This is a genomic window from Streptomyces sp. NPDC001822, assembly GCF_042892135.1.
Taxonomy (GTDB): domain Bacteria; phylum Actinomycetota; class Actinomycetes; order Streptomycetales; family Streptomycetaceae; genus Streptomyces.
In genome coordinates this window covers 96,223-117,132 of record NZ_JBIATW010000019.1, presented here as the reverse complement: position 1 = coordinate 117,132, position 20,910 = coordinate 96,223, and the positions used below count along the sequence as shown (strand labels likewise).

At 69.2% G+C, this 20,910-nt stretch carries 27 protein-coding genes; all 27 read left to right on the top strand.

All coding sequences use genetic code 11. The features are described from left to right. Nucleotides 1-985: 985 nt before the first annotated feature. Nucleotides 986-1,441, top strand: a complete 456-nt coding sequence (locus ACFYY2_RS31605; RefSeq protein ID WP_388749372.1) for a hypothetical protein — start codon at nucleotides 986-988, stop codon at nucleotides 1,439-1,441. A gap of 68 nt (nucleotides 1,442-1,509) precedes the next feature. Continuing rightward, nucleotides 1,510-1,842 (top strand): hypothetical protein, encoded by a 333-nt coding sequence (locus tag ACFYY2_RS31600; protein WP_388749370.1) that lies wholly within the window; start codon nucleotides 1,510-1,512, stop codon nucleotides 1,840-1,842. Nucleotides 1,843-1,924: 82 nt separating this feature from the next. After that, the gene (locus ACFYY2_RS31595; RefSeq protein WP_388749368.1) at nucleotides 1,925-3,736 is read left to right on the top strand and encodes a ParB N-terminal domain-containing protein; all 1,812 of its coding nucleotides are present in this window, start codon (nucleotides 1,925-1,927) and stop codon (nucleotides 3,734-3,736) included. Between the two features lie 115 nt (nucleotides 3,737-3,851). Then, nucleotides 3,852-4,223, top strand: a complete 372-nt coding sequence (locus tag ACFYY2_RS31590; protein ID WP_388749366.1) for a hypothetical protein — start codon at nucleotides 3,852-3,854, stop codon at nucleotides 4,221-4,223. Between the two features lie 464 nt (nucleotides 4,224-4,687). Then, a complete protein-coding gene (locus ACFYY2_RS31585) occupies nucleotides 4,688-5,047 on the top strand; it encodes a hypothetical protein (RefSeq protein ID WP_388749364.1) in 360 nt (119 codons plus the stop codon). Between the two features lie 110 nt (nucleotides 5,048-5,157). Next, nucleotides 5,158-5,814 (top strand): hypothetical protein, encoded by a 657-nt coding sequence (locus tag ACFYY2_RS31580; protein ID WP_388749362.1) that lies wholly within the window; start codon nucleotides 5,158-5,160, stop codon nucleotides 5,812-5,814. Between the two features lie 87 nt (nucleotides 5,815-5,901). Continuing rightward, nucleotides 5,902-6,393 carry a DUF6573 family protein gene (locus ACFYY2_RS31575; protein WP_388749360.1) on the top strand — a complete coding sequence of 164 codons (492 nt, stop codon included), beginning with the start codon at nucleotides 5,902-5,904 and terminating at the stop codon, nucleotides 6,391-6,393. A 78-nt stretch (nucleotides 6,394-6,471) separates the two neighbouring features. After that, nucleotides 6,472-7,185, top strand: coding sequence for a PP2C family protein-serine/threonine phosphatase (locus ACFYY2_RS31570; RefSeq protein ID WP_388749358.1), 714 nt, complete (start codon nucleotides 6,472-6,474; stop codon nucleotides 7,183-7,185). 285 nt (nucleotides 7,186-7,470) lie between these two features. Further along, nucleotides 7,471-7,989, top strand: coding sequence for a hypothetical protein (locus ACFYY2_RS31565; RefSeq protein WP_388749356.1), 519 nt, complete (start codon nucleotides 7,471-7,473; stop codon nucleotides 7,987-7,989). 37 nt (nucleotides 7,990-8,026) lie between these two features. Next, a complete protein-coding gene (locus ACFYY2_RS31560; protein ID WP_388749354.1) occupies nucleotides 8,027-8,158 on the top strand; it encodes a hypothetical protein in 132 nt (43 codons plus the stop codon). Between the two features lie 69 nt (nucleotides 8,159-8,227). Further along, nucleotides 8,228-8,425: a hypothetical protein gene (locus ACFYY2_RS31555; protein ID WP_388749352.1), complete on the top strand. Its 198-nt coding sequence runs from the start codon at nucleotides 8,228-8,230 to the stop codon at nucleotides 8,423-8,425. A 770-nt stretch (nucleotides 8,426-9,195) separates the two neighbouring features. Then, the gene (locus tag ACFYY2_RS31550) at nucleotides 9,196-10,188 is read left to right on the top strand and encodes a DUF3560 domain-containing protein (RefSeq protein WP_388749350.1); all 993 of its coding nucleotides are present in this window, start codon (nucleotides 9,196-9,198) and stop codon (nucleotides 10,186-10,188) included. A 46-nt stretch (nucleotides 10,189-10,234) separates the two neighbouring features. Further along, on the top strand, nucleotides 10,235-10,453 hold the full coding sequence (locus tag ACFYY2_RS31545; protein ID WP_388749348.1) for a hypothetical protein: 219 nt from the start codon (nucleotides 10,235-10,237) through the stop codon (nucleotides 10,451-10,453). A 149-nt stretch (nucleotides 10,454-10,602) separates the two neighbouring features. Then, the gene (locus ACFYY2_RS31540; protein ID WP_388749346.1) at nucleotides 10,603-11,289 is read left to right on the top strand and encodes a hypothetical protein; all 687 of its coding nucleotides are present in this window, start codon (nucleotides 10,603-10,605) and stop codon (nucleotides 11,287-11,289) included. 205 nt (nucleotides 11,290-11,494) lie between these two features. After that, nucleotides 11,495-12,250, top strand: coding sequence for a hypothetical protein (locus ACFYY2_RS31535; RefSeq protein ID WP_388749344.1), 756 nt, complete (start codon nucleotides 11,495-11,497; stop codon nucleotides 12,248-12,250). Between the two features lie 212 nt (nucleotides 12,251-12,462). Beyond that, nucleotides 12,463-12,870, top strand: a complete 408-nt coding sequence (locus tag ACFYY2_RS31530; protein ID WP_388749342.1) for a hypothetical protein — start codon at nucleotides 12,463-12,465, stop codon at nucleotides 12,868-12,870. A gap of 176 nt (nucleotides 12,871-13,046) precedes the next feature. Beyond that, entirely contained in the window at nucleotides 13,047-13,694 is a 648-nt protein-coding gene (locus ACFYY2_RS31525; RefSeq protein ID WP_388749340.1) for a hypothetical protein, read from the top strand. 78 nt (nucleotides 13,695-13,772) lie between these two features. Further along, a complete protein-coding gene (locus tag ACFYY2_RS31520) occupies nucleotides 13,773-14,555 on the top strand; it encodes a hypothetical protein (protein ID WP_388749338.1) in 783 nt (260 codons plus the stop codon). A gap of 78 nt (nucleotides 14,556-14,633) precedes the next feature. Next, nucleotides 14,634-15,359, top strand: a complete 726-nt coding sequence (locus ACFYY2_RS31515) for a hypothetical protein (protein ID WP_388749336.1) — start codon at nucleotides 14,634-14,636, stop codon at nucleotides 15,357-15,359. Nucleotides 15,360-15,430: 71 nt separating this feature from the next. After that, nucleotides 15,431-15,826 (top strand): hypothetical protein, encoded by a 396-nt coding sequence (locus tag ACFYY2_RS31510; protein WP_388749334.1) that lies wholly within the window; start codon nucleotides 15,431-15,433, stop codon nucleotides 15,824-15,826. A gap of 46 nt (nucleotides 15,827-15,872) precedes the next feature. Continuing rightward, nucleotides 15,873-16,265: a hypothetical protein gene (locus ACFYY2_RS31505; protein ID WP_388749332.1), complete on the top strand. Its 393-nt coding sequence runs from the start codon at nucleotides 15,873-15,875 to the stop codon at nucleotides 16,263-16,265. An 80-nt stretch (nucleotides 16,266-16,345) separates the two neighbouring features. Then, nucleotides 16,346-17,410: a hypothetical protein gene (locus ACFYY2_RS31500; RefSeq protein WP_388749330.1), complete on the top strand. Its 1,065-nt coding sequence runs from the start codon at nucleotides 16,346-16,348 to the stop codon at nucleotides 17,408-17,410. A gap of 125 nt (nucleotides 17,411-17,535) precedes the next feature. After that, on the top strand, nucleotides 17,536-18,117 hold the full coding sequence (locus tag ACFYY2_RS31495; protein ID WP_388749328.1) for a hypothetical protein: 582 nt from the start codon (nucleotides 17,536-17,538) through the stop codon (nucleotides 18,115-18,117). 109 nt (nucleotides 18,118-18,226) lie between these two features. Then, entirely contained in the window at nucleotides 18,227-19,084 is an 858-nt protein-coding gene (locus tag ACFYY2_RS31490; protein WP_388749326.1) for a DNA-processing protein DprA, read from the top strand. 76 nt (nucleotides 19,085-19,160) lie between these two features. Next, nucleotides 19,161-19,412 (top strand): hypothetical protein, encoded by a 252-nt coding sequence (locus ACFYY2_RS31485; protein WP_388749325.1) that lies wholly within the window; start codon nucleotides 19,161-19,163, stop codon nucleotides 19,410-19,412. 104 nt (nucleotides 19,413-19,516) lie between these two features. Then, nucleotides 19,517-20,005: a hypothetical protein gene (locus tag ACFYY2_RS31480; protein ID WP_388749323.1), complete on the top strand. Its 489-nt coding sequence runs from the start codon at nucleotides 19,517-19,519 to the stop codon at nucleotides 20,003-20,005. Between the two features lie 77 nt (nucleotides 20,006-20,082). After that, nucleotides 20,083-20,907, top strand: coding sequence for a hypothetical protein (locus ACFYY2_RS31475; protein WP_388749321.1), 825 nt, complete (start codon nucleotides 20,083-20,085; stop codon nucleotides 20,905-20,907). The last annotated feature ends 3 nt before the right edge of the window (nucleotides 20,908-20,910 follow it).

Sequence of the window (20,910 nt, the reverse complement as noted above, 5' to 3'; positions counted from 1 at the left end):
CTCCTCCGGAGGAACGACGCACGACCCTACGGGTCGTAAAGACGACGAAACCCTACGGGTTTCCCAAACCATTCCTCCGGAATTCCCGCATGAACAGAGTGGGATGTGAGGGTGGGTTCGGCGAGTGCGGGTGAGGTGGTGGTGCATGGCCCTACGGGCCATCACAAGCCAGGCAAGACAAGAGTCCTGACCGGCCACCGGGCGACACAGCCTCACCTGACGGAGCGTTGAGGACCGTGGCGCCCGACCCTCTGGGCCCGGACACCCGCACCCATGTCAACCGAACACACCGGCAATAGTCGAGGACCGGACAGCATCAACATGCCGGACAGTTTCCCCAGTGGGTGACTCAAACTGAGAGTTAGATAAGAACATGACTCAGCACCCCCCACCCCTGCACCCCACTGGACCCCCGGAAAAACCCCGGACAGAAAAGCCACCGGCCACCCCGAGAAGAAAAGCCCCACCCATCCCCGAGAGAAAGCCGACCCACAGGAGCCACTGACAGGACGACACCCGCCCTGCCCACCACACCCCCTGACAGACACACACCACCCACCACGGGCCACCCCAACCCGTCGGCACCCAGCCGACGGCACCCACAGCCAGCGCAGCGACCGGTCCCGTTCGCCGAGCCACACCAATCCAGACCACCCCACCCACCATCACAACTCACAGGGAAGGCCAGGAAGACGAGGGGAAGTCTGAGTACTCACCATCGAAAAGAGGGCATGCCGCCTGGGGTTATCCCCGAAGGTCACTGTTTTCGGTGTCACACATACCGTCACACATCTTGTCGCACATAGGGGCGCACCTGTTTTCACACATCGCGTGACAGCTGTTGTCTTCCGGAAAAAAATCAGAAGGCGCGCACCAATCCACCCTCCCGTATGCCGGTTTCTGGTAGAGTTTTATTTGTCAGGAAGTCGCGAGGGGTTGGCCCCCCGGACGGCGCCCAAACCACAGCTCACAGGGAGCACTCACCATGGCAACCACCACCATCAAGTCCCACCGTGACGTCGCACTCGTCCACGGCCAGGAAATGTTCTTCCGCATTGCGCTGGAGCTGGAGCCCGGTCAGCACCTTCTCAGCTGCGTAATGGAGATGGCGCCTGGTGTCCAGGTCCCCGCGCGCGCGCTGTTCGAGATCGGGGAGGACGGCCTCGTGGGCAACTTGGAGCCCACGCAGGTCACCGCGTTCGCCACTGTCCTCGGCGCAGGTCTCATGAACACGGCCGTTGAGGTCTGCCAGGTGACCGCCCGGTCCTCGAACCTGTACGGCTTCCCGACCGAGCGGGTTTGGGAGAAGGACATGGGAACCGGGCTCACGGCCCTCACCGCAGGCGAGGCGCAGGCCCGCCGCGCGTCCGAAGGGCGCCGCGACAGCAGCTACGGCGACGCGTTCGCCCTCGACCGCCACAGCGGCATCGTGGTCGCCTAACGCTCACTGCCGGGCGGCGGTTGGCCCCGCCGCCCGGCACTTCCCGAACCGCAATCCTTGGAGAACCCGTGCACATTCCCATCTATCCGCACTTCCCCACCATCGAGCCCAAGGGCGGGCGCACCATTTACGGCGTGGTGGTGACTTTCTCGAACGACGAGGGCTACGAGGTCGGCGAATGGGTCGGCGATCCGCGCACCGCCGGAAAGGCCGCCATTGCCGCCTATCTCCGGCACCACCGTTCCGCGTACGTCGAGGTGATGTTGGACGGAACGAGTTTCGCGTACGTGACGCATCACCCCCGCACGCACGAGAAGACGCCGTTCCTCTGCCAGGTGGGAATGTGCGCCGACGACCGTTGCGGCGAAGTCCCGCCCGAAAAGTGTCTGTGCAAGAGCTGAACCAGCTTCACCCCGCCGGGACGGCGGTTGGCCCCGCCGTCCCGGCTCCATCCCGAACCACCCCAGCAGAGGGAGTAACCCCATGAGCGAGAAGACCACCGCCGCCACGACCCAGATTCCGGCCGGCCTGAAGGCACTCGGACGCCTGACCGAGTTCGACCCCCGCACGTTGGTGCTGGACCCTCATAACGCCCGCACCGAGAACGTGAAGCCGGATCACGCCTTGCTCGCGTCGGTCGAGCGCATCGGCGTACAGGAGCCGATCAGTGTCCGGCCGCTGGAGGACGGGACGTTCGGTGTGTTCAAGGGTCAGCGCCGTTGGCTGGCCGCCACCGCAGCGGCGAAGAAGGCCGAGGCGAAGGGCGCCCCCGTCCGGCCGATCCCCGCATTCGTGCGTGAGGACCTGACCGACAGCGACACCGAAGCGCTGCTCCTGTCGATGGTGGAGAACACCCAGCGCGCCCCCATGACGCAGCGCGACCAGCTGAACGGCGCCGCGCAGCTGGAGCTCATTAGCATGAACGAGACCGACCGCCGCCGCGCGGCCGGAATCCTGGGCATGAAGCGCGAGTCTCTGCGTGCTGCGAAGCAGGCTTCCGCTCTGACCACCGAGGGACTCCAGGCAGGCGCCCGTTACGGGTTCGACCTGACCGAGATGGCCGACTTGCAGGACGTCGAAGAGGTGTCCGGAGCGGCCAACAAGCTCGCGGCCGCCCGTCGGCGGGACGCCGAGGCGAAGGGCAACACCAGGGGGAACTGGCAGCACGCCATGGCGTCACTCCGGCAGGAGCGCGACGAGCGGCGGAAGCGGGATGCCGCCGCGAAGACCCTCACGGACGCGGGGGTCACGGTCCTGCCCCGCTACAGCCGGAGCGATGACACCGCGCGGCCGCTGGACCAGATCACCACGAAGCTCGGCAAGGAGTTCACCGCGACGACGCACGCCGCGTGCGCCGGACACGCGGCGCGGCTGGACGAGGACGCCCAGCCGGTCTACTTCTGCACCGACCCGGAGAAGAACGGCCACGCGATTAAGGACGCCCCGGACGCGGCCGAGGAGGCCGAAGCGAAGGCAGCGGCGCGCGCCGAGCGGAAGAAGGTCATCGAGCAGAACAAGGCCGCCCGCGCCGCACGCGAGGTGCGCCACGAGTTCATTGCCCAGCTGTGCAAGGGCAAGACGCTGTCCGACGCGGCATGGACGCTCGTCCTCACCACCGTGATGAACGGGTCGGACACCTACCGCAAGTTCATCAACCGGACCCAGGCGAAGGCGACGGCGGCAGTCGCCCAGTTCACCGGCGGACCCGCGCCGGAGGAGAACGCAGACGACCCGTTCACGCCGCTCATCCAGCGGACCGGGAAGGCGCGCCGTCCGCAGTTGCTCATGGCTCAGGTGGCCGCAGCATTCGAGGACGAGATGCACGACAAGGCATGGTCCACGAAGACCGCCACTCAGGTCATGTGGCTGACGTTCCTGGAGGCCGAGGGCTACACCCTCAGTGCCCACGAGGCCGCCATTCTCGACCGTGCCACCACCCCCGAGCGCGCCGCCACCGAGCCTGACAGCCTGACGGACGAGCAGGAGCCGCAGGAGGACGCCGAGGAGCAGTCGACCGAGGCGCAGCAGGCCGACGAGGCCGACACCCAGGAGCAGGAGGCCGCGCCGGACGCCCCGGAGGAGGAGCCCGAGGCCGCGACCGCGCCGGACGCCCCGGAGGAGGAGCCCGAGGCCGCGACCGCGCCGGACGCCCCGGAGGAGGAGCCCGAGGCCGCGACCGCGCCGGAGGCCCCGGAGGGCGCCCAGGAGGCCGACAGGGAGGCCGAGGAGGGAGAAGTCGGGCCCGAGGCCGAGGACGCCGCCACGGCGCCGCAGGAGGGCGCACAGCAGGAGTAGCCGCCACGGAGCGGACCGGCCGCGCGCCGGTCCGCCCCCATTGGTCGCAGCATCACTCGCCGGGCGGGTTGGTCCCCGCCCGGCACCCAGACCGCACCCACACGGAAGGCACATCATGGAGACCACCGTTGCTCCGCAGCCGGACACCGAGCCCACGCTGCCCAACATCGCCCGCGCAGCCGCGCAGCGTCTCGGCGAGGGCTGGTCAGCCGAGCCGGGGGAGTACGCCGCATCGGCAGGGCTGTTCGGACCGTTCCGAAGCGCGTTCCGCCTGCACGTCGACCACGACGAAGACGTTGTCGTCGGTTACTGCCGCTACCAGGGAGACGACTTCCCCGAGCTGGACCCTGCTGAGCTCCCGATCGGAATCGGTATCTGTGACGGCGGGGTCTATCTGCCTGACGCGTGCCCCAGTGATGGCGTGGAGGCGCTCGCCGACCAGGTAGCGCGGGCCGTCCGCGTGGCTGCCGGGCTGCCTCTCCACTGATAGGCCCCGTGCCGATCCCTGGGACCGCGCAGCGGCAGCGTGCCCCGGAGGATCAGCCCGCCCAGCCGCTCTCCACCGAACCTCAGCGCTCCAGCCGGCAAAAAGATGAAGGGCGCGCCTTCCTCGCAGCGGGATGACGCAAGGGGCGGGCCGGACGCATACGCGTCCGGCCCGCCCCTTTCTTCGTGTGTGTGGCGGTCCGGCGGTTGTCCGCCGAAGCGGGCCGCTTGCGCGGTTGGCCCAACCGCCGGACCTTCCCAAACCACAACCCAACAGAGGAGATCGACCGATGGACGATTCCGCGCAGAGTCGTGATGCGTTTTCCAGCATAGCGGCACGCGAATTGCGACCCGGACACCTGCGGTCACTCGCCCACGAATGCGCCTAAGACTGCTAGAATTCATTATGTCGAAACCGGTTGGCCCCGGACGACACCCAGACCACCTCACCAGGGAGTTTCCCACATGAACGCTCAGGACCAGCAGGCCCGCAACGCCGCACCGGCGGACGAGATCACCACCGAGGAAATCGACTCGCTCTCCAAATTCGGCCTGACCCAGGACGACGTGGCTGAGGCCATGGGGCCCGTTGCCGCGAAGATCCGCGCGATGGCCGAGGACACCGGCCGACACGTCGAAGAGTTCTTCCTGTCCCTGGACTACGACCTGTTCGGCACGCTCTGTGTCGGTTACCTGGCCGCGAAGATCGCCGGGCACGCCGGGGAGGAACTGGCCCGCGAAGCGGAGCTGAACACGCTCGCAGCTCTCTCCCGGATCGGCCGCGAGGACCTCGGCCCGCTCGCCCAGGCACTCAGCCGCCGCTAGCCCGACCGGGCGGGGGCGGACCACGCGCCCGCCCCCGCCCGCCCGAGGCCCCTTTCCGGACCGGCCACGCCCACGCCGGCCGATCCGCCCACCGCGCCCGGAGGCACCCCATGGCCACAGGAACACTCACGCTGCGCGCGCCGCGACTCTTCGTGCTGCGCATGTCCGTCACCGACACCACGGCCACCACCCGCAGGTCCTGGTGCATGCCCGCCGCACCGTTCGGCGCTTCCGCCTGGCAGCTGCCGACCGTCGCCGCCTACCTCACCGCCCTGAACCGAACCCAGGGCGCGCCCACCCTGGAGAAGTTCGCCGCCCATCTCTCGCTTCGCGCCGGTGGATCCGTGCCCGTGCCGCTGGAGCCTTACGCCTACGACCCGATGCACGACCCGCGCGTCTCCACCTGGGTGGACGTCCACACCGAGCCCGCCCAGGGAGGCGAACGGTGGGCACGCTGCGCGCTGTCCGTGCTGGAGCAGGAGACCGGCCGGTGCGGATGGAGCCGGATCACGCGCCGTCGAGGCGCGCACGAGGTGATCGCGCACGCCTACCAGGAGGCCACGGCGGAGGCCGAACTACTGGCGGGCCGGATGCGGACGAGGCCGAACTACGGCACGGCCGAAGTGCACGAGCTGGCCGAGCAGATGCGCGCATGGTGCTGGCGTGCGCACCGGCAGGCCCGCGCCGAACAGTTGCTCATCCGCGCCGGGAAGCCGAGCCAGGAGAAGCAGAAGAATCGCAGGTCAATCGCGCTCACCTTCCACTAAAGACACACATTTCTGCTAGAATTCTTTATGTCGGGAGGTTGGCCCCTCCCGACACCCCGAACCGCACCACATGAAGGAGTGTCACCAGTGGAAAGCCCGGACATCCTCGCCCGCATCGAACACGACCTCTCCGTCAGCGATGACGCCATGCGTTCGATCCCCGCAGGCTCCACCGCCGCAGGCCCCGAGCCGTTCGGCCCGCTCATCGACGCCTACACCCGCGCCGACGCCATCGCGGACGGAACCCTGGTCGCCGTCCCCGAACCCGTCGCCCGCGAAGCGGGACTCCGCGCGCCGGTCGCGATCACCCGCGCCGCATGGAGCGACTGCGTGGAGTGGGGCGACACCGACAGCAACAGGCAGACCCCCCAGGACGAGGAAGGCCGACTCTGGGACGTCCTGTTCATGACCGCATTCGCCGCCCGCCGCTACATGCGGACGACCTTCCCCGTGGAGCTCTACCGGGTCCCCCGGGGAGGACGAGCCCGCACCGCGCGGCCCACCGAGCTCACATGCCGCCTCCACCGGGGCGACGCCAGCGAGGACGTAATCACGATCAGCCTGCCCGACGAGGACTGACAGCCCCAGACGGCCGGCGCCGCGCCGACGCGCGGCACCGGCCGCCTCTCGCCCACCCCTCGGTCCTCAGGAGCAGCCATGCCGATCCGCTGGATTTCCGCCACCGCCACCGATCAGGGCCCGCGCCGAGTCATGGCCGACGCCGCCACGTACCGCAATCGGGGGAACGGGCACCGGGCTTGGGCGGTTGCCGACGGAATCGGCGACGACTACGAGCCCGCCTACGCAGCACAGCTCGCCGCCGCCACCGCCGCCCAGGTCACCACCACGGGCGGAGCGTTCCGCGGCATCGCGACCGCGCGCGGGGTGCTCCAGGACGAGTACGAGGGAGCGCCCCGCGGTCAGTCCGGTGACTGCGTGATGGTGACCGCAGTACCGTTCCCCGACCACGCCGGAGGCGGATTCGATATCGCCTGGGTCGGCGACTGCCGCGCCTACAGCGTGCGAGGCGGGACGCTGCACCAGGAGACCGAGGACCACACCCAGGGCGCCGCCATGCTGCGCAGCGAGACCGCGTGGACGCGGGAGATCGCACCGGGCTACGACCACGTGGTGACGCGCAGCGTGTTGCGTGACTCCGAGATCGCGTCCGTCCGGGTCGACGGCCCGGTTGAGCGGCTACTGCTGTGCACCGATGGGGCGTCCAAGGTCCTGCCGGCCGAGGTCGTCGCCGCGATCCTCACGGGCACGAACTCCGCTTCCCGGGCCGCCCGGGCACTGGTGGCCGCCGCCCGGGCACGGCCCGGCGCGCGCGACAACATCGCCGTCACCGTTCTTATGCCGCGTTCCTGACAACACCACTAGCGGTGGCGGATGCTGACGCGGACATCATTCGGCCGACGAACACGTAACACACTGCGGCGCGATCGCCGCCCGGGAATTACAGGGCTGCGGACAGCGAAATTCAAGCCCTCTATTTGTAGCTCCCTTCGCCTTTCGCCGTGCACAAAGAAAGGGCGGAACATTCGCGCACCATCATCAAATGAGCGCAATTATGGTAGAGTTCTTTATGTCGGAACGGGGTTGGCCCCCCATCGGCACCCACGCCACACACCCCCAGCAGACGGAGGAAACCCCATGGCACGCCTGCCCAAAGTCACCATCCAGCCCCGCTACACCACAGCGTCTCCGCTCGCGGGACACGGCCACCGCATCGTCGACACCCGCAGCGGCTACACCCTCACCGAGCACCCCGACGCCGACGCCGCCCGGCTGACCGCCGAGGAGTTCAACACCTCCCCCCTCGCAGCGATCAACGCCGTCCGTGCCCTGGACGACACCCAGAGCGGCCCCGCCGCGCACGTGCTGCGCAGTCTGCGCCGCTACGGCTACAACTGGGCACTTGAGGAGCGCGACGCGAGGACGCTGCACCGATTCTGGGAGCTCGACGAGCTCACCGAGGCCGGTCACCTGACCATGGTGTGGAGCACCGAGGGGAAGCCGTTCTACGTTGCCCCCCCAGCGCTACCAGGCCCTGCCCATTGGGATTCTGGAGGACAGCGGCAAGAAGTACCCGTCCGTCCCGGAGTCCGAGCTCAGCCGCCGCCGCGTGCTGCTGGAAGCCATGCCCCCCAAGGAGCGGTACTCACCGTGTGAGCTGCACGGCATCAGCACCGGAAGGTGCGCCATCTGCATGCCGCGCGAGGAGTGGGAGTGCGAATGGGGCACGTGCTGGGCGAACGCCGTGACCGTGATCAAGGGCCGCCCGATGTGTGAGCGCTGCGCCCCGTCGATGGACCACCGCCTTTACCTCGCCGAGCGCTGAGACAGCCGTGCCGTCCCGGGGGTGCCGGTCACTGGCACCCCCGGGCGTGAACCGAAGGGATCACCACCGATGTTCACCCCGATCATCTGCGGCACCTGCGACCAAGGGAAGTACGCTCCAGCCGGCCCCGGCCTGTACGCGTGCACCATGTGCGGCCACACGCTCGCGACCACCGATTTCGTCCTGGACCCCGAAGAGCGGCTGATCTGCCGCGACGGCGTCATGTACACCCAGGCGCAGCACAGCCTCTCGGAGGACCCATCGTGACCACTTCCCCCGACAGCCCTTCCACTCCTCCCCAGGCGCCCCCTGACCCCGACGCCATCCAGCCGGGGCAACCCTTGCCCGGGGTCCGCCTGTATCCGCCTGCCGAGTTCGTGCACCATGCGGCTGGCCCGGATCGCGTCCCACTCGAAGAGGTCCCGTCCTCATCCTGAACGGGCGCAGCATCACCGCTCGCGGCGTGTGGCCCCACGGCCCGCGGCCCCCATACAGGCCTTCCTCCGCACCGGAGATCACTATGGCTGCCAACGAGCGCGCAGTATGTGAGTGGGCACATCCAGCGGCGTCTGCTGGCCAGGCTGGAGGAAGTGTCCGCCCAGTGGATCCAGGGCGCTGCAGCGGCCGAGGCAGAGCGGAGCGCCCGCGGTGCATCATCAGTCCGCATCGCTGCCGCATTGGCCCAGATCTCGGGCGGGCGCATCTGGACCGAGGCGCAGGACGCTCACCGGTCGACGCACATTCGGCGGCTCGGCCCACGGGTCGATGTCCGGGCCAAGATTGGCCCCGCCGGTGAGGAGGTCATGCTGTCCGTGAGCGGCTTGACCGGGAGTGCGGCGGCTGAACTCTGTGCGTTTCTCGCCCAGCTGACAAGACGTCCGGCGATCTCTGACACGTCCGCATCGGACGACGGAAACGACCTCCCACCTGCCCCCCCACACACAAAAACACCTAATTCTGGTAGGGTTATTTCAGTCGGAAGGGGTTGGCCCCCCGGACGGCGCCCAGACCACACCTGCGACATACGGAGGTCATTCGTGATCACCATCCGGCATACCCGCGCAGACGGCACACTCGTCGAGGGCAGCACAAAGGGCGACGGCGTCTACGAGATCGTCCAGGCGCACGGGTTCCGCTACTTCCCGTCGATCGGCCGCATCGGTATCCGCTCCTCCCGCGACCGCGCCGCCCAGACCTGGAAAATCAATCCCGCCGCGGAGGCCCTGCGCAACGCCGGCTTCGACGTAATCATCGACATCGACGAGGACAACCGGCGATCCTTCGCGGAAGCCGAGGCGGAGAAGACCCAGCGCGCCGAGGACCGCGCGGCCCGCTACGACGAGCGGTCCGCAAGGGCGCAGGAGAGCAGCGACCAGCTTCGAGCCACGGCCAGGCGGCGCATGGACGCCATCCCGTTCGGGCAGCCGATGATGCCGGACCACCACTCGTACGCACGGGACCGGAACTACCGGGAGCGCACCCACCGCATGTACGGCAAGGCGATCGCCGAAGGCGAGCGCGCCGCCTACCTCGCCAGCCGATCCGACGCGGCGGAGAACACCCAGCGCCACCGCAGGAACCCCGCTGTCACGCTGCGCCGTATCGAGAGGCTGGAGGCCGACCTGCGGCGGGTGCACCGGCGGCAGGCAGGCAAGGGCGCCCACGGCTTCCCCTTCGAGCTCGCCCCCGAGACGGTGGCGGAGCTCGGCCGCAGGGAGGAGGAGATCGCGGAGGAGCTCACCTTCTGGCGGACTCTGGTCGAGCAGGCCGAGGCCGACGGGTTCAAGGTGTGGGGCAAGGCCGACTTCACCAAGGGCGACTTCGTGCAGTGCGGGAGCCGTTGGTACGAGGTGCTGCGGGCCAACCCGAAGAGCCTGACCGTGCCCGGCGGCCCGGACATCAAGCCGGTCGTCACCAGCAAGAACCGCGCCTACAGCTGGGATGACCGGCTTCCGTACGACAAGGTCACCGGCCGCCGGACCGCACAGGAGATGCAGAAGGTTGCCGACTCCCCGACCACCGATGAGTGATTCAGCAAGCCCCTTCCTACCGCCAACCGGAAAGGACACTTTGGGCATGCTCGGATTCGACCCGACCACGACCAGCGGCGAGGAGCTCGCCTCCCTGTTCCGCACCTGGTGCGCACTGCGCGGTGACGACCCCGAAGGGGACATCAACGGTGGCGACCTGGTCGAGGCCGTCGGCCAGCACTTCGAGGCGCTCGGCCTGGACGTCGGCGGCCCCGCCTCCCAGGTCGACGCCCCGGCCGGCCGCGACGCCGCTACTGGCGACTAGCACCCCAAGGGATCGATAGCAGGCCCCTGCACGGAGAGGGCGGCCCCGCTCGATGAGCAACAGGCCGGGCCGCCCTGTCCTCTCCACGCCCTGCGCGCCGCAGCTCGGGCAACCAGACCGAGCCGCCCCCCATCTCGGAAGGGCCCCCCATGGACAGCACCGTCATGCCCGAAATGCAGACCCTCGCCGCTGCCGTCGCCACCCATCTCGGCCACGGATGGAAGGACGAGCCCCACCCCGAGCATCCCCGCTACAGCGCCAACGTGATCCACGAGGACGGCCGCCAGGTCCGCCTGTACGTCGACCGGTACGCCAGCGGCCGCGAAGCGGGACGCATCCACGTGACGGGGCAGCAGCCCAAGCCCCCGGCCAACCTCCCCGAGGAGACCGATCGGATCAACTTCGGTCACATCACGGTGGCCGGGACCAAGACCCCACGGCAGGTGGCGGGCGACGTGAGCCGCCGCCTGTTGCCCGACCTCACCACCGCACTGGCGACGTGGCAGAACAAGGTCCAACGGCTCTGCGCGGAAGAGGCCGAGCGCACCGCGACCGCCCACCGTCTCGCCAAAGTGCTCGCAACCACGCCGACCCGTGCCACCCGCGGAGCAAGTTACGAGAAGCGAAAGCTGCACCTGGGTTGGACCGGGGCCAACCGGAGCCGCGGACCTGAGCAGCGATCGACCACCACGCCGCGCGCGTCCGTCGAGATCGATGCGGACCGCTCCGGCGAGTACGTGAAGGTCGAGCTTTCCGGCCTCTCCGCCGCTCAGGCGGAACGGGTGCTGCGCGCCCTCATCGACCAGGAGCAGCACGGAGAAGCCCCCGGCAACTGATCCTCCCGTGGGAGGGCGGTGATGACTCGCGGGGAACAGGTGCCCGCCGGCCGCCGCCCTCCCACCTCTCCACTCGTGTCCCGCAGCGGCGGAGCCTGGCCGGTCCGGCCGGTGACCGTGCTGCGCCCAGCAGGCCGCCGAGGCAGACGCGGCGGCTCAGCCCGGCTCTTCAAGTACCCGAACCCGTCGGAGGGATGACTTCCCCATGGCCCGGACGTGGCTCTTGCAGCAGAACAACAGCGATCTACGCCGTCACGGCATCTACACCTGGAGGCTCCCGGCATGGGTGGTCACGCTCCCGTCCGGCGCATCGATGAACGTGTGCCCCAGTGCGGGTGTCTGTGCTCAGCTCTGCTTCGCACGTCAGGGCAGCTACCGGTATCCCAACGTGCGGGCGGCGCACATGCGCAATCTCCTCCTCACCCTGGACGACGCACTTCCCAGGTTCGAGGAGCTGATGAGCGAGGAGGTGCAGCACCGCCGCTACCGGAACCGCGCGGTGCGGCTGCACGACGCAGGTGACTTCCACAGCCTGGCCTATCTGGAAACGTGGCTGCGGATCATGCGCAACGCTCCGGAAGACACGTTCTTCTACTGCTACACCAAGGAAGTCCGTCTCTTTCAGGATGTGGTGGTCGGCAACACTCCGGCGAACTTCGCTTGGCTTCCCAGTCTGGGAGGCCGTGAGGACTATGCCGTCGACCTCTCCGCCCGGCACGCCGACGTCTTCCCCGACGAGGAGGCACTGGCCGCTGCGGGTTACTCCGATCAGTCGGAGTGCGATCTGCTCGCGGTCCGCGGACCCGAACGTGTCGGCATGCCCGCGAACAACATCCCGCGGCTGCGCAAACTGCAAGGCCGTGCCAGCTTCGGGCAGCTCCAACGCGCCCGCGACGAGCGGCTGAACCGCAAGAAGGCCCGCCACCCCGCACCGCAGCCGGCGGACACCATCCTGCGCTGACCCGCCCCCACGCCCGTCGGCACGGCCTTGACGTCCCGCTCGCTCCATCGGGCCCGGAAACCGGTTCTGACGTGCGGTGGAGCCGAGGACGCGAGGGAAATCCACCCAAGAAAACTCGCTAAACACTGGTAGAATTATCTATGTCAGGAAGTCGGAAGGGGTTGGCCCCCCGGACGGCGCCCAAACCGCATCACCCCACGTCAGGAGCCCGCGTGAACGACGAGACCACCCCCGTCACCGTTCCCGTCGACATCGAGTTCGGCGATCAGCCCGAGCGCTACACCCTGATCATCACCAAGCTCGAACGGCGCTTCGAGTCCTGCTCCGAGCTCCTCGGCGGTGACAGGACGGGCCTGGAAGCTCAGGTGACCGTGTGCCAGCCCGGCCGCGACAGCGGAGACACGTTCTTCCTCTCCCGTCTGGTCGACGAAGAGGACTGGGTCATCGACGCCAAGTTCGGCGCCAACGGCTTCCCCCACTTCAGCCACGGGTTCGGCTCCCGCGTCACGAAGCTGAGGTCCCTGCTCCCGGCGCTCACCGACCCGCTGGACGCGGCCGCCCGTGAGCGAGGGCTGGCCCGGGTCATCGGACGGGGCCTCCCGCTCACCCTCTCCAGCTGACTCCCCTCCCTCTTCCGGGGCGCCACTCCCGCGCCCCGGAAGAGGAGACAGCGCCCGCGCACCAGTTGACCCGGCATCTCTCTGTCCGAGCTCACCCTCACCTCTGCCGAGCGGGCCGGATTCCCTGCCCGCCGGGACCCGGCCGACCAACACCTCACGCGCGAGGAGCACCGCACATGTCCTTGACCCACCCCAGCATCCGGAGTCGCGTCAGCCTCGAAGACTGGCTTGGCCCGTTCGACTGCTACATCAGCCCCACCGACGGCTGGCTCCGCCCCCGCTTCGACCTCGAAGGCGCCCGCGAACTCTCCTCCCAGACAGTGCGCATGGCCGCTGAGGACGGCTTCGACAGCATGACCACGATCCACATCGTCGACGGACGCGCGGACAGTGGGGACACCGTCCACCTCGTCGAGGGTGGCCCGGACCGGTACAGCGAGAGCGACGATCCCATGGTGGTCGCCCTCCGCATCCGGTGGACCGGTGTAGGCCAGGACCCTGTCCACGCGGTCTCCATCTCGCACGCCACCCCCAAGGACATCAAGGCAGCCCGCAAGCGCAAGGTCAGCGGCCGAGGCCCCCGACGCGCGGTCGTCGTTCAGGTCGAATGGCAGTGGCTGTTCCGAGACGGTGACGCCACCTCAGCGGTCGACATCTGCCCGCCCCGCCCCGACGGCCTCTACGGAGTCGGCGACGGCCACTGGCCCTGGACGTACGTCGAGTGGACGTGCGCGTGCGGGTCGGTCTGGAACTGGCACGAGGACCAGTGCGGCACCTGTGACCTCACCCGAGACGGCCAGCCCGAGCACCAGCCGACTACCTGACCTGACCCCCGGGCCGGGACCCCTGCCCCGCCCGGGCCAGCCGACCACACCTCACAACGCACAGGTCGAGGAGCCACCATGCCCCACACCCACACCATGATCCGGACCCGTGTCTGCATCGACGACTTCCTTGGACCGCTCGACTGCGAGCTCGACCCCAGGAACCTGTGGAACGGCTTCCTGAGCCCCCACTTCACCCTGGACGCCGTCCGCGAGCTCTCCGCCCAGACGCTCCGCTGGGCCGCCGAGGACGACTACCAGTCCGACACCATCCACGTCATCGACGGCCGCGAGGACAGCCGGGACACCGTCCACATCATCGAGGGCTCCCCCAACCCGGACAGCGAGCGCGGCGAGCCATGGGCGGTCGCCGTCCGCATCCGGTGGAGCAACGTGGCCCGGGGCGCGGTCGAGGCCACCTCGATCCGCGTCGCGACACCCGCCGACCGCAAGCGGGCCCGCCGGAGCAAGGCCACCGGTCGCGGCGCCCAGCGCGCCGTCGTCCTCCACATCCGGTGGATGTACATCCACGAAGGCAGCGACACGGCGGCTACCGCCGAGCCCCTCGGCAAGGACGGGCTGTACTCCATCGGCGGCTGGGAATGGGCGTGGAGCTACTCCGTCTGGTGGTGCCCGTGCGCGAACTACAACAACTGGCACATGGCCGAGTGCAAGAACTGCGGCCTCGCCCGCGACAGCCGACCCGAGGAGCAGCCGTGCGACTGCGGCTGTGACCCCGCCCTGGGTGAACCCGGCCAGTACGACACCGCAGGGCCCGCGAGCCTTGCGCACCTCGCCGCGACCGGCCGGTACCTGCGCTGGACCGAGCTGATCCGCCTGGCCGCTACATCCGCCACCTGACCGACCCCGGGGTGGGCGGGGCCGAGTCCCCGCCCACCCCGGGCCGACCGGACACGCCTCACAGTGCAGGAGCACGCGATGGACCACAACAAGATCCGTACCTACGTCAGCACCGGCGGGGAGATCTACCCGGCCCGCCTCAACCCCCACAACCGGCACAACGGCTGGTATGACCCGTACTTCACCCTGGCCACCGTCCGGAAGCTGGCAGCCGACCTCCAGCAGGAAGCCGCCCTGCCCGGCTGCGAGGGCATCGACACCATCCACGTCATCGACAGCCGCACGGACATCGACGGCGCCCCCCAGGCGGTCGTCGCCCACGTCCGCTGGAGGCACGTGGACGACATGAACGAGCCCACGACCACGGTCGTCCGTCCGGACGCGGACGGCCTGTACGGCATCGGCGGCTACGAGTGGACGTGGTCGCAGGTCAAGGACGGCCCGATGGAAGCCGCCCGCCGCGCTGCCGACCGCGCACGCGTCGACGTCCTCCGCGAAGGCGCACGGCAGGCCGGCCACATGCTCCACCAGCTCGCCCCCGAGGCCACCGGCGCAGGGTTCGTCATCCAGGACGGCCACCCGCGCCTGATCAACGTGTTGGCCAAGGGCCGGGTCATCTGGACCGCCGACGAAGCCGACGAAGGAGTCTTCGACTGCGAGCGCCTCGGAGGAGCCGACGAGGCCCTGCGCCAGGCGCTCCAGTACGGCACCAGCCCCGAGACGCTCCAGGCGGCCGGATGGCACGCCATGAACAACGACCAGGGCCTCGAAGCGTACGCCGTCACCTTCCCCCCGAAAGCGTAGTCACCCAGGCCGGGGCGGGCACGCCCGGCCGCGCCCGCGCCCGCCCCGGCCCCCTCCTCCGAGGACATCACATGACCACCCAAACCCGCGCCTACCAGCACCCCGACAGCGGCACGCTGTCCGCAGCGGCTGACGCGGCACTGGCCGCGCACTCCGAAGCAGCCGACCGGATCGCCCGCGTCATGACCGTCGTCACCGCGGCAGGCGTCCGGGACGGCCTGACCGGCTGCGATCCCGACGCCACGCACCTGGAGCTGACCGAAGGCTATGACGGCGACCTCTGGGCCACTGGCCGTTACTGGACCGCCGACGGAGCGGAACGGACCTTCGCCGAGCACGCGGCCGACGGCGCCGGAGCAGGCATCGTCCACGTCTGGCACCCGTTGTGCACCGAGCTCCCCGACCGCGACGGGCGACCGGCTTACCGCCTCGACCTCACCAAGGCCGCCGGCATGCCCCTCGACTGACCGTCATCCCCGACACCGACCGTCTTGCAGAGCCGAAGGGACGCCCATGATCGAGACACTGGTCAGCAACAACGATCGCGACCGCTACCCCGCACACGTCGACCCCGCCGAGGTCAACGAAGAGGGCTACGTCCTGCCCTGGTTCGACCTGGAAACCGTCCGCCGCATCGCCGAGGGCACCCAGGACGACGCCGCCGACTTCAGCTACGGCTCGATCGACACCGTGCACGTCATCGACGGCGGCTACGAACGCGGTGAGACCCGGGCCCTCGTAGTCATCGTCACGTGGATGTACATGCCCGAGAAGAGTGCCGAAGAGGCCACCGAGATCCTCGCACCCCACCGGGAGACCGGCCTGTACGCCGTCGGCGGCCTCCCCTGGTGCTGGTACGCGCTCGACGACGACCTCTCGCTCAACTTCCCCTTTCGCGCCAAGTAGTCGGCCTACCCGGAGCGGGCACAGCGTCCGCCCGCTCCGGGAGCAGCTGACCTCACCTCACCGCCCGAAGGAGCAGCACCGTGCCCACCATCGACACCTTTGTCTGCTGGGACGACGAGCACATCTACCCGGCCCGGCTCAACCCCTCGAACCGCGGGAACGGCTGCGTCTTCCCCGGCTTCACCCTGGACGCGGTGCGCGAGATCGCCGCGCGCACCGAGGAAGCGATCGAGATGTACGGACACGAGAGGGACCAGATCACCGTCATCGACGGAGAGCCCCAGCCGATCGTGCTGCACATTCGCTGGGGGTACTTCGACCAGGCCAGCCCGGCCAGGTCGGTCACCGTCGTCAAGCCCGACGCCAACGGCCTGTACTGGATCGGTTGGGAGTGGTTCTGGTCCGAGGTCGAAAACGGCCCGCTGTTCCACAGCGAGCGGGCCGCTCACGAGGCCAAGAAGCAGGTCCTGAAACGAAGTGCCCACCGCGTCGGGGAGATTCTGCGGGAGCAGGTTCCGGACGCCACCTCCTGCCTGGTCGACCTGAGCGGGATCGCCCGCATCGGCCGCGTCTTCGGAGAGTTCGGCGACGACTGGCCGGTCACCACCGGACAGATCCAGGACGGGCCGTTCGACGCCGAGACCCTCGGCGACGCCGACGAGGTAGTGCGTCTCGCGCTCAACCACGGCCGAGCAGCGGACGACCTCGAAGCCAGCGGCTGGCGGCCCGCTCAGGACATCGGACGCCCCGATCTGCACCGAGTCGTGTTCGCACCGCGCGGTCTCGACTCCGTCGGCGAGGGCCCGCTGGACGAGGCCCGCACCACGGCGACCGAAGCGCGGCGCACACTGCTCACGGCCACCGTGCCCTACCTCGCCGACGACGTGGTCACGGCCTGTCCCAGCGCCACCGGTCTGATCGTCGACCCGACCGCGGAACAACCGTTCCTCCTGTTCCTCACCGACACGGCCCAGCCGGACGGGCGCTACCCGGCCTCCGCTCGGCTTGTGCAGAAGGTTCGTGACCGGCTGGCGAGCATGTTCGCCTACCGGCCGAGCGCCGAGGACCTGACCGTCAGCGGATGGAAGCCCGTTGTGCTGCCGGAACTGGACGGCGCCTACGCCCTGATCTTCCCCACCGAGTAGCTGTCCGGCGCCCCCGGGGGGCGGGCTCTTCACCCCGCCCCCCCCGGGGGCGCGACCGGCCACGCCGCCAGCCGGCGGCCACCCTTCGCCGCGCTGCGCGCGCGGCGGCCCGAGGAGGAGCAGCAGTGGCACACCCCAGGACGAAATACAGCGAGGACGGCAAGACCTGCGTCAGGACCCCCCGCCCCTGGGGATACGAGTACGCGGCATTCAAGGAGTCGCACTTCGGCGACGACTACGACACCGGCTTCCTCACCGGCTGGGAGGCCGACAACCTGATCGCCCGAGCGGTAAAGCGCCGCTACCTCGTGCGCATCGACGTCATGGGCAGCATGAGCATCACCCGGTCCCTGTCGTCGCAACGCCGCATCGTCCTGGACCCCGTCCGCGTTCCGGCGACCGTGACCAGCCGCCAGTTCGACGACCTGCGATTGATCGAGGCCGCCGGCAGCCGTGCCCGGATCCGAGGGACCGAGGACGGCGCCGCGAGCATCGAGTCGGACCTGCTGCGCATCCCACCCGGCGCGGCATCGGTGCTGCGACGCCGCGGCTGGATCAGCGAGACGCCTCACACCGGCCGCGCGGCCGTGTCAGCAGCCGGCCGGATGGCCATGGCCTGGCACTGGCACGAGTCCGAACGCCTGAACAGGCGACTTCTGCCAGGCCTGTACCTCGATGCGGCGCTGAGTCTGCCCTCCGCTCACTGACATCGGCGGATCAGCGCCCCGCAGCAACCACGCACACGGGTGGGAAGAGGGTCGGCCCCTTCTCCCCGCTCCGCAGATCCCAAGCCACAGCACTCACCGCGAGGTAATCATGACGACTGCCCCTGTCCGTATCAGCGAGCGCGCCGCCCGCGCCGCCCTGGCCCACTTCAGCCGGCCGGAGTGTGTTGCCGCCGAACTGTCCCAGCTGGGCCCGGTGGATCTCTGGGAGAAACTCACCGCCGCCGACCCGACCGGGCGGCTCTCCGGCTACGCGCCGGAGAAGGAACTCACCACGGCCGAACTGGCCGCCGACTTCGTCATCCCTGGTGACCCCGCTTGGCCGACCGCACTGGACGGCTTCGGAGACGCGCGCCCGCTGGGGGTGTGGATCCGCGGCCGCGGTGACCTGACCGCCCTTGCGGCCCACGCCATCGCCGTCACCGGCCGCCGCGCGCCAAGCCCTTCCGGTGTCCGCGCCGCCCAGGACGCGGCCCGTGCCCTGACCCAGGCCGGGCACACGGTGGCTTCCGCCCTCTCGTACGGCATCGACACCGCCGCCCAGCACGGCGCCGGTGCCCCGACGCTCGCCGTCCTGCCGTGCGGACTGGACACCTGCCACCCCTACAACCAGGCCGAACTCCTGGACCACGTCACCACGAACGGTGGCCTGGCAGTCAGCGTCTACCGGCCGGGAACACCAACCAGCCGAGTCACCCTCTCCACCACGGCCCGCCTCCTGGCCGCCCTTTCCCAGGCCCTCGTCCTGATCGAGCCCAGTGACGACGTCGCCACCGTCCCACTGGAAGCAGCCCAGGCGGCCCGGTCCCTGCACCGTCCGGTGCACGTGCTCACTACGACGGACCCCAGCACGAACATCCCCTACACGAGCAAGACCGGCCGCCTGCTGACGTCCATCCGCGCCCACCGCACCACGCAGCTCGCCGACATCGTCGCTGCCGTGGACTGACACCTCAGGGGGCGGGCCAGGTCAGCCTGGCCCGCCCCGCCGCTCCCCTCCGCCGACCCGGAAAGAAGGCATCGCCATGCGCGTCTCCGCCCGCCTCCGTCACCGCTTCCACCGATCGGCCCGCTTCTGGAACCTCAAGCGCAATGAACCGGATTCGCTGCCCGCCCTCCAGGTAGCCGGGGTCCTGGTCTTCGTCTACATCGACCGCGAGCACGGCACGGTCCGGGTGAGCGTCGACCTGGACACGGCCCACCGTGCGCTGCTGCGCCCCGACAACTGCGTGCCGCTCGAGATCTCGGTGCAGGGCTACACCGTTTTCCGGGGGTAATCCACCCGAAAAATCTCTCCTATTCCTGGTAGAATTATTTACGTCAGAAGGGGTTGGCCCCCCGGACGACACCCGAACCGCACCCGAGCAGCAGGAGGCCCCACATGACCGTCACCAACCCGAAGAGCGCAGCGCTCCCCGTCATCGGCACGCGCGCGGCCTATCACGGAAGCCTCACCGACTACCACGGCCGCGACTTCCTACTCTTCCCCCACGACTTCCTGCTGTCGACGTACGAGGCCGAGGACTGCGGCTGTGAGCACCGATCCCGCCGCACCCTGGTCAGCTGCGACCTGGCCGCTGACCCCCTGGTCCACGTCCGCGAATCGAGCTTCACCGCCGAGACGGGTGACTGGTGGCCCGACGACGCGATCGACATCGTGCACGACGGTTTCGTCTACAAGGCCTCCCACACCCTGCCCGGCGGATCGCCCACCACCCGGATCCTCGCGTTCTACACCGGGAGCGGCCACGTCCTGAAGAACTGGGGCACCCTCTGCGAGATCACCGAGAGCAACACCATCCGCATCCTTGACGAACGTGGCCTCGACCCGTTCCGCGCCCGTCTAGCCCTCCCCTCCCCTCCCCGCTGAGCAGCTGACACATCCCAGAGGGCGGCAATCCGCCGCCCCCTGCCGTCACCTGATCTACCGCGAGCAGAGGAGCACCCATGTCCGACCGCACCGCCACGACCGGTCACGCCATCCTCCCGCCGGGGACCGTCGTGCGCTGCCCCCACTACGTCAACGGCGAGAGCACCGGACTGCGCAAGGCCATCGTGCAACGTCTGTACGACAACAAGAAGCCGGAGCAGGGCTACCTGGTCTACTTTTTCGCCTCCGGCCCCGCCGACCCCTTCCGCCGCATGGGCGGCCGGGCCCGCCACTCCGAAGTCACCAGCGAACCCCAGCAGAAGGTTCCCGCCTCGCCCCGGACGGTGCACCGCTTCAACTCCACAGGTGAAGCGAACGACGCCGTGCAGTGGAACGACGCCATCGCCGACGGCGACCTGATCGTGGTCGAGCCGGAAGGAGTGGTCGGATTTCTGGCACTAACTCAGGCCGTCGCCATCACCACCAAAAGGGGCAGGCTTGAGCCCTTGCGCGCCCCCGCCAGGGAGGTCGACGGCGGTAGGTATGCCGACACCTACGCTGCCGCCGCCCACGAAGCCTACGCACTCAGGTCCGCCGTCGCCCCGCATCACGCCCTTGAGGTCAACGCACCGGTCCGCGCCGCTGCTCAAGCCATCGACCCCACAGCCCGGTTCTTCAAGCCGGTGTTCGCGAACCACGAGAACCCGCAGCCCATCGCCTGGGTCTACCTCGTCGGTCGAGGAGACACAGCCCGCTTCAAATGGCTCGCTGCTGACGGCCGCGTCGTCTCCGCCGAAAGCCACCGATACGGCTCCGAGGTTGCGCGGTCCGCATGGCTCCACTCCTGCGGTGCCGAACGGCCGCAGGACGCCACGTGCGACCCCTCACGAACCTGGGTCTGACGC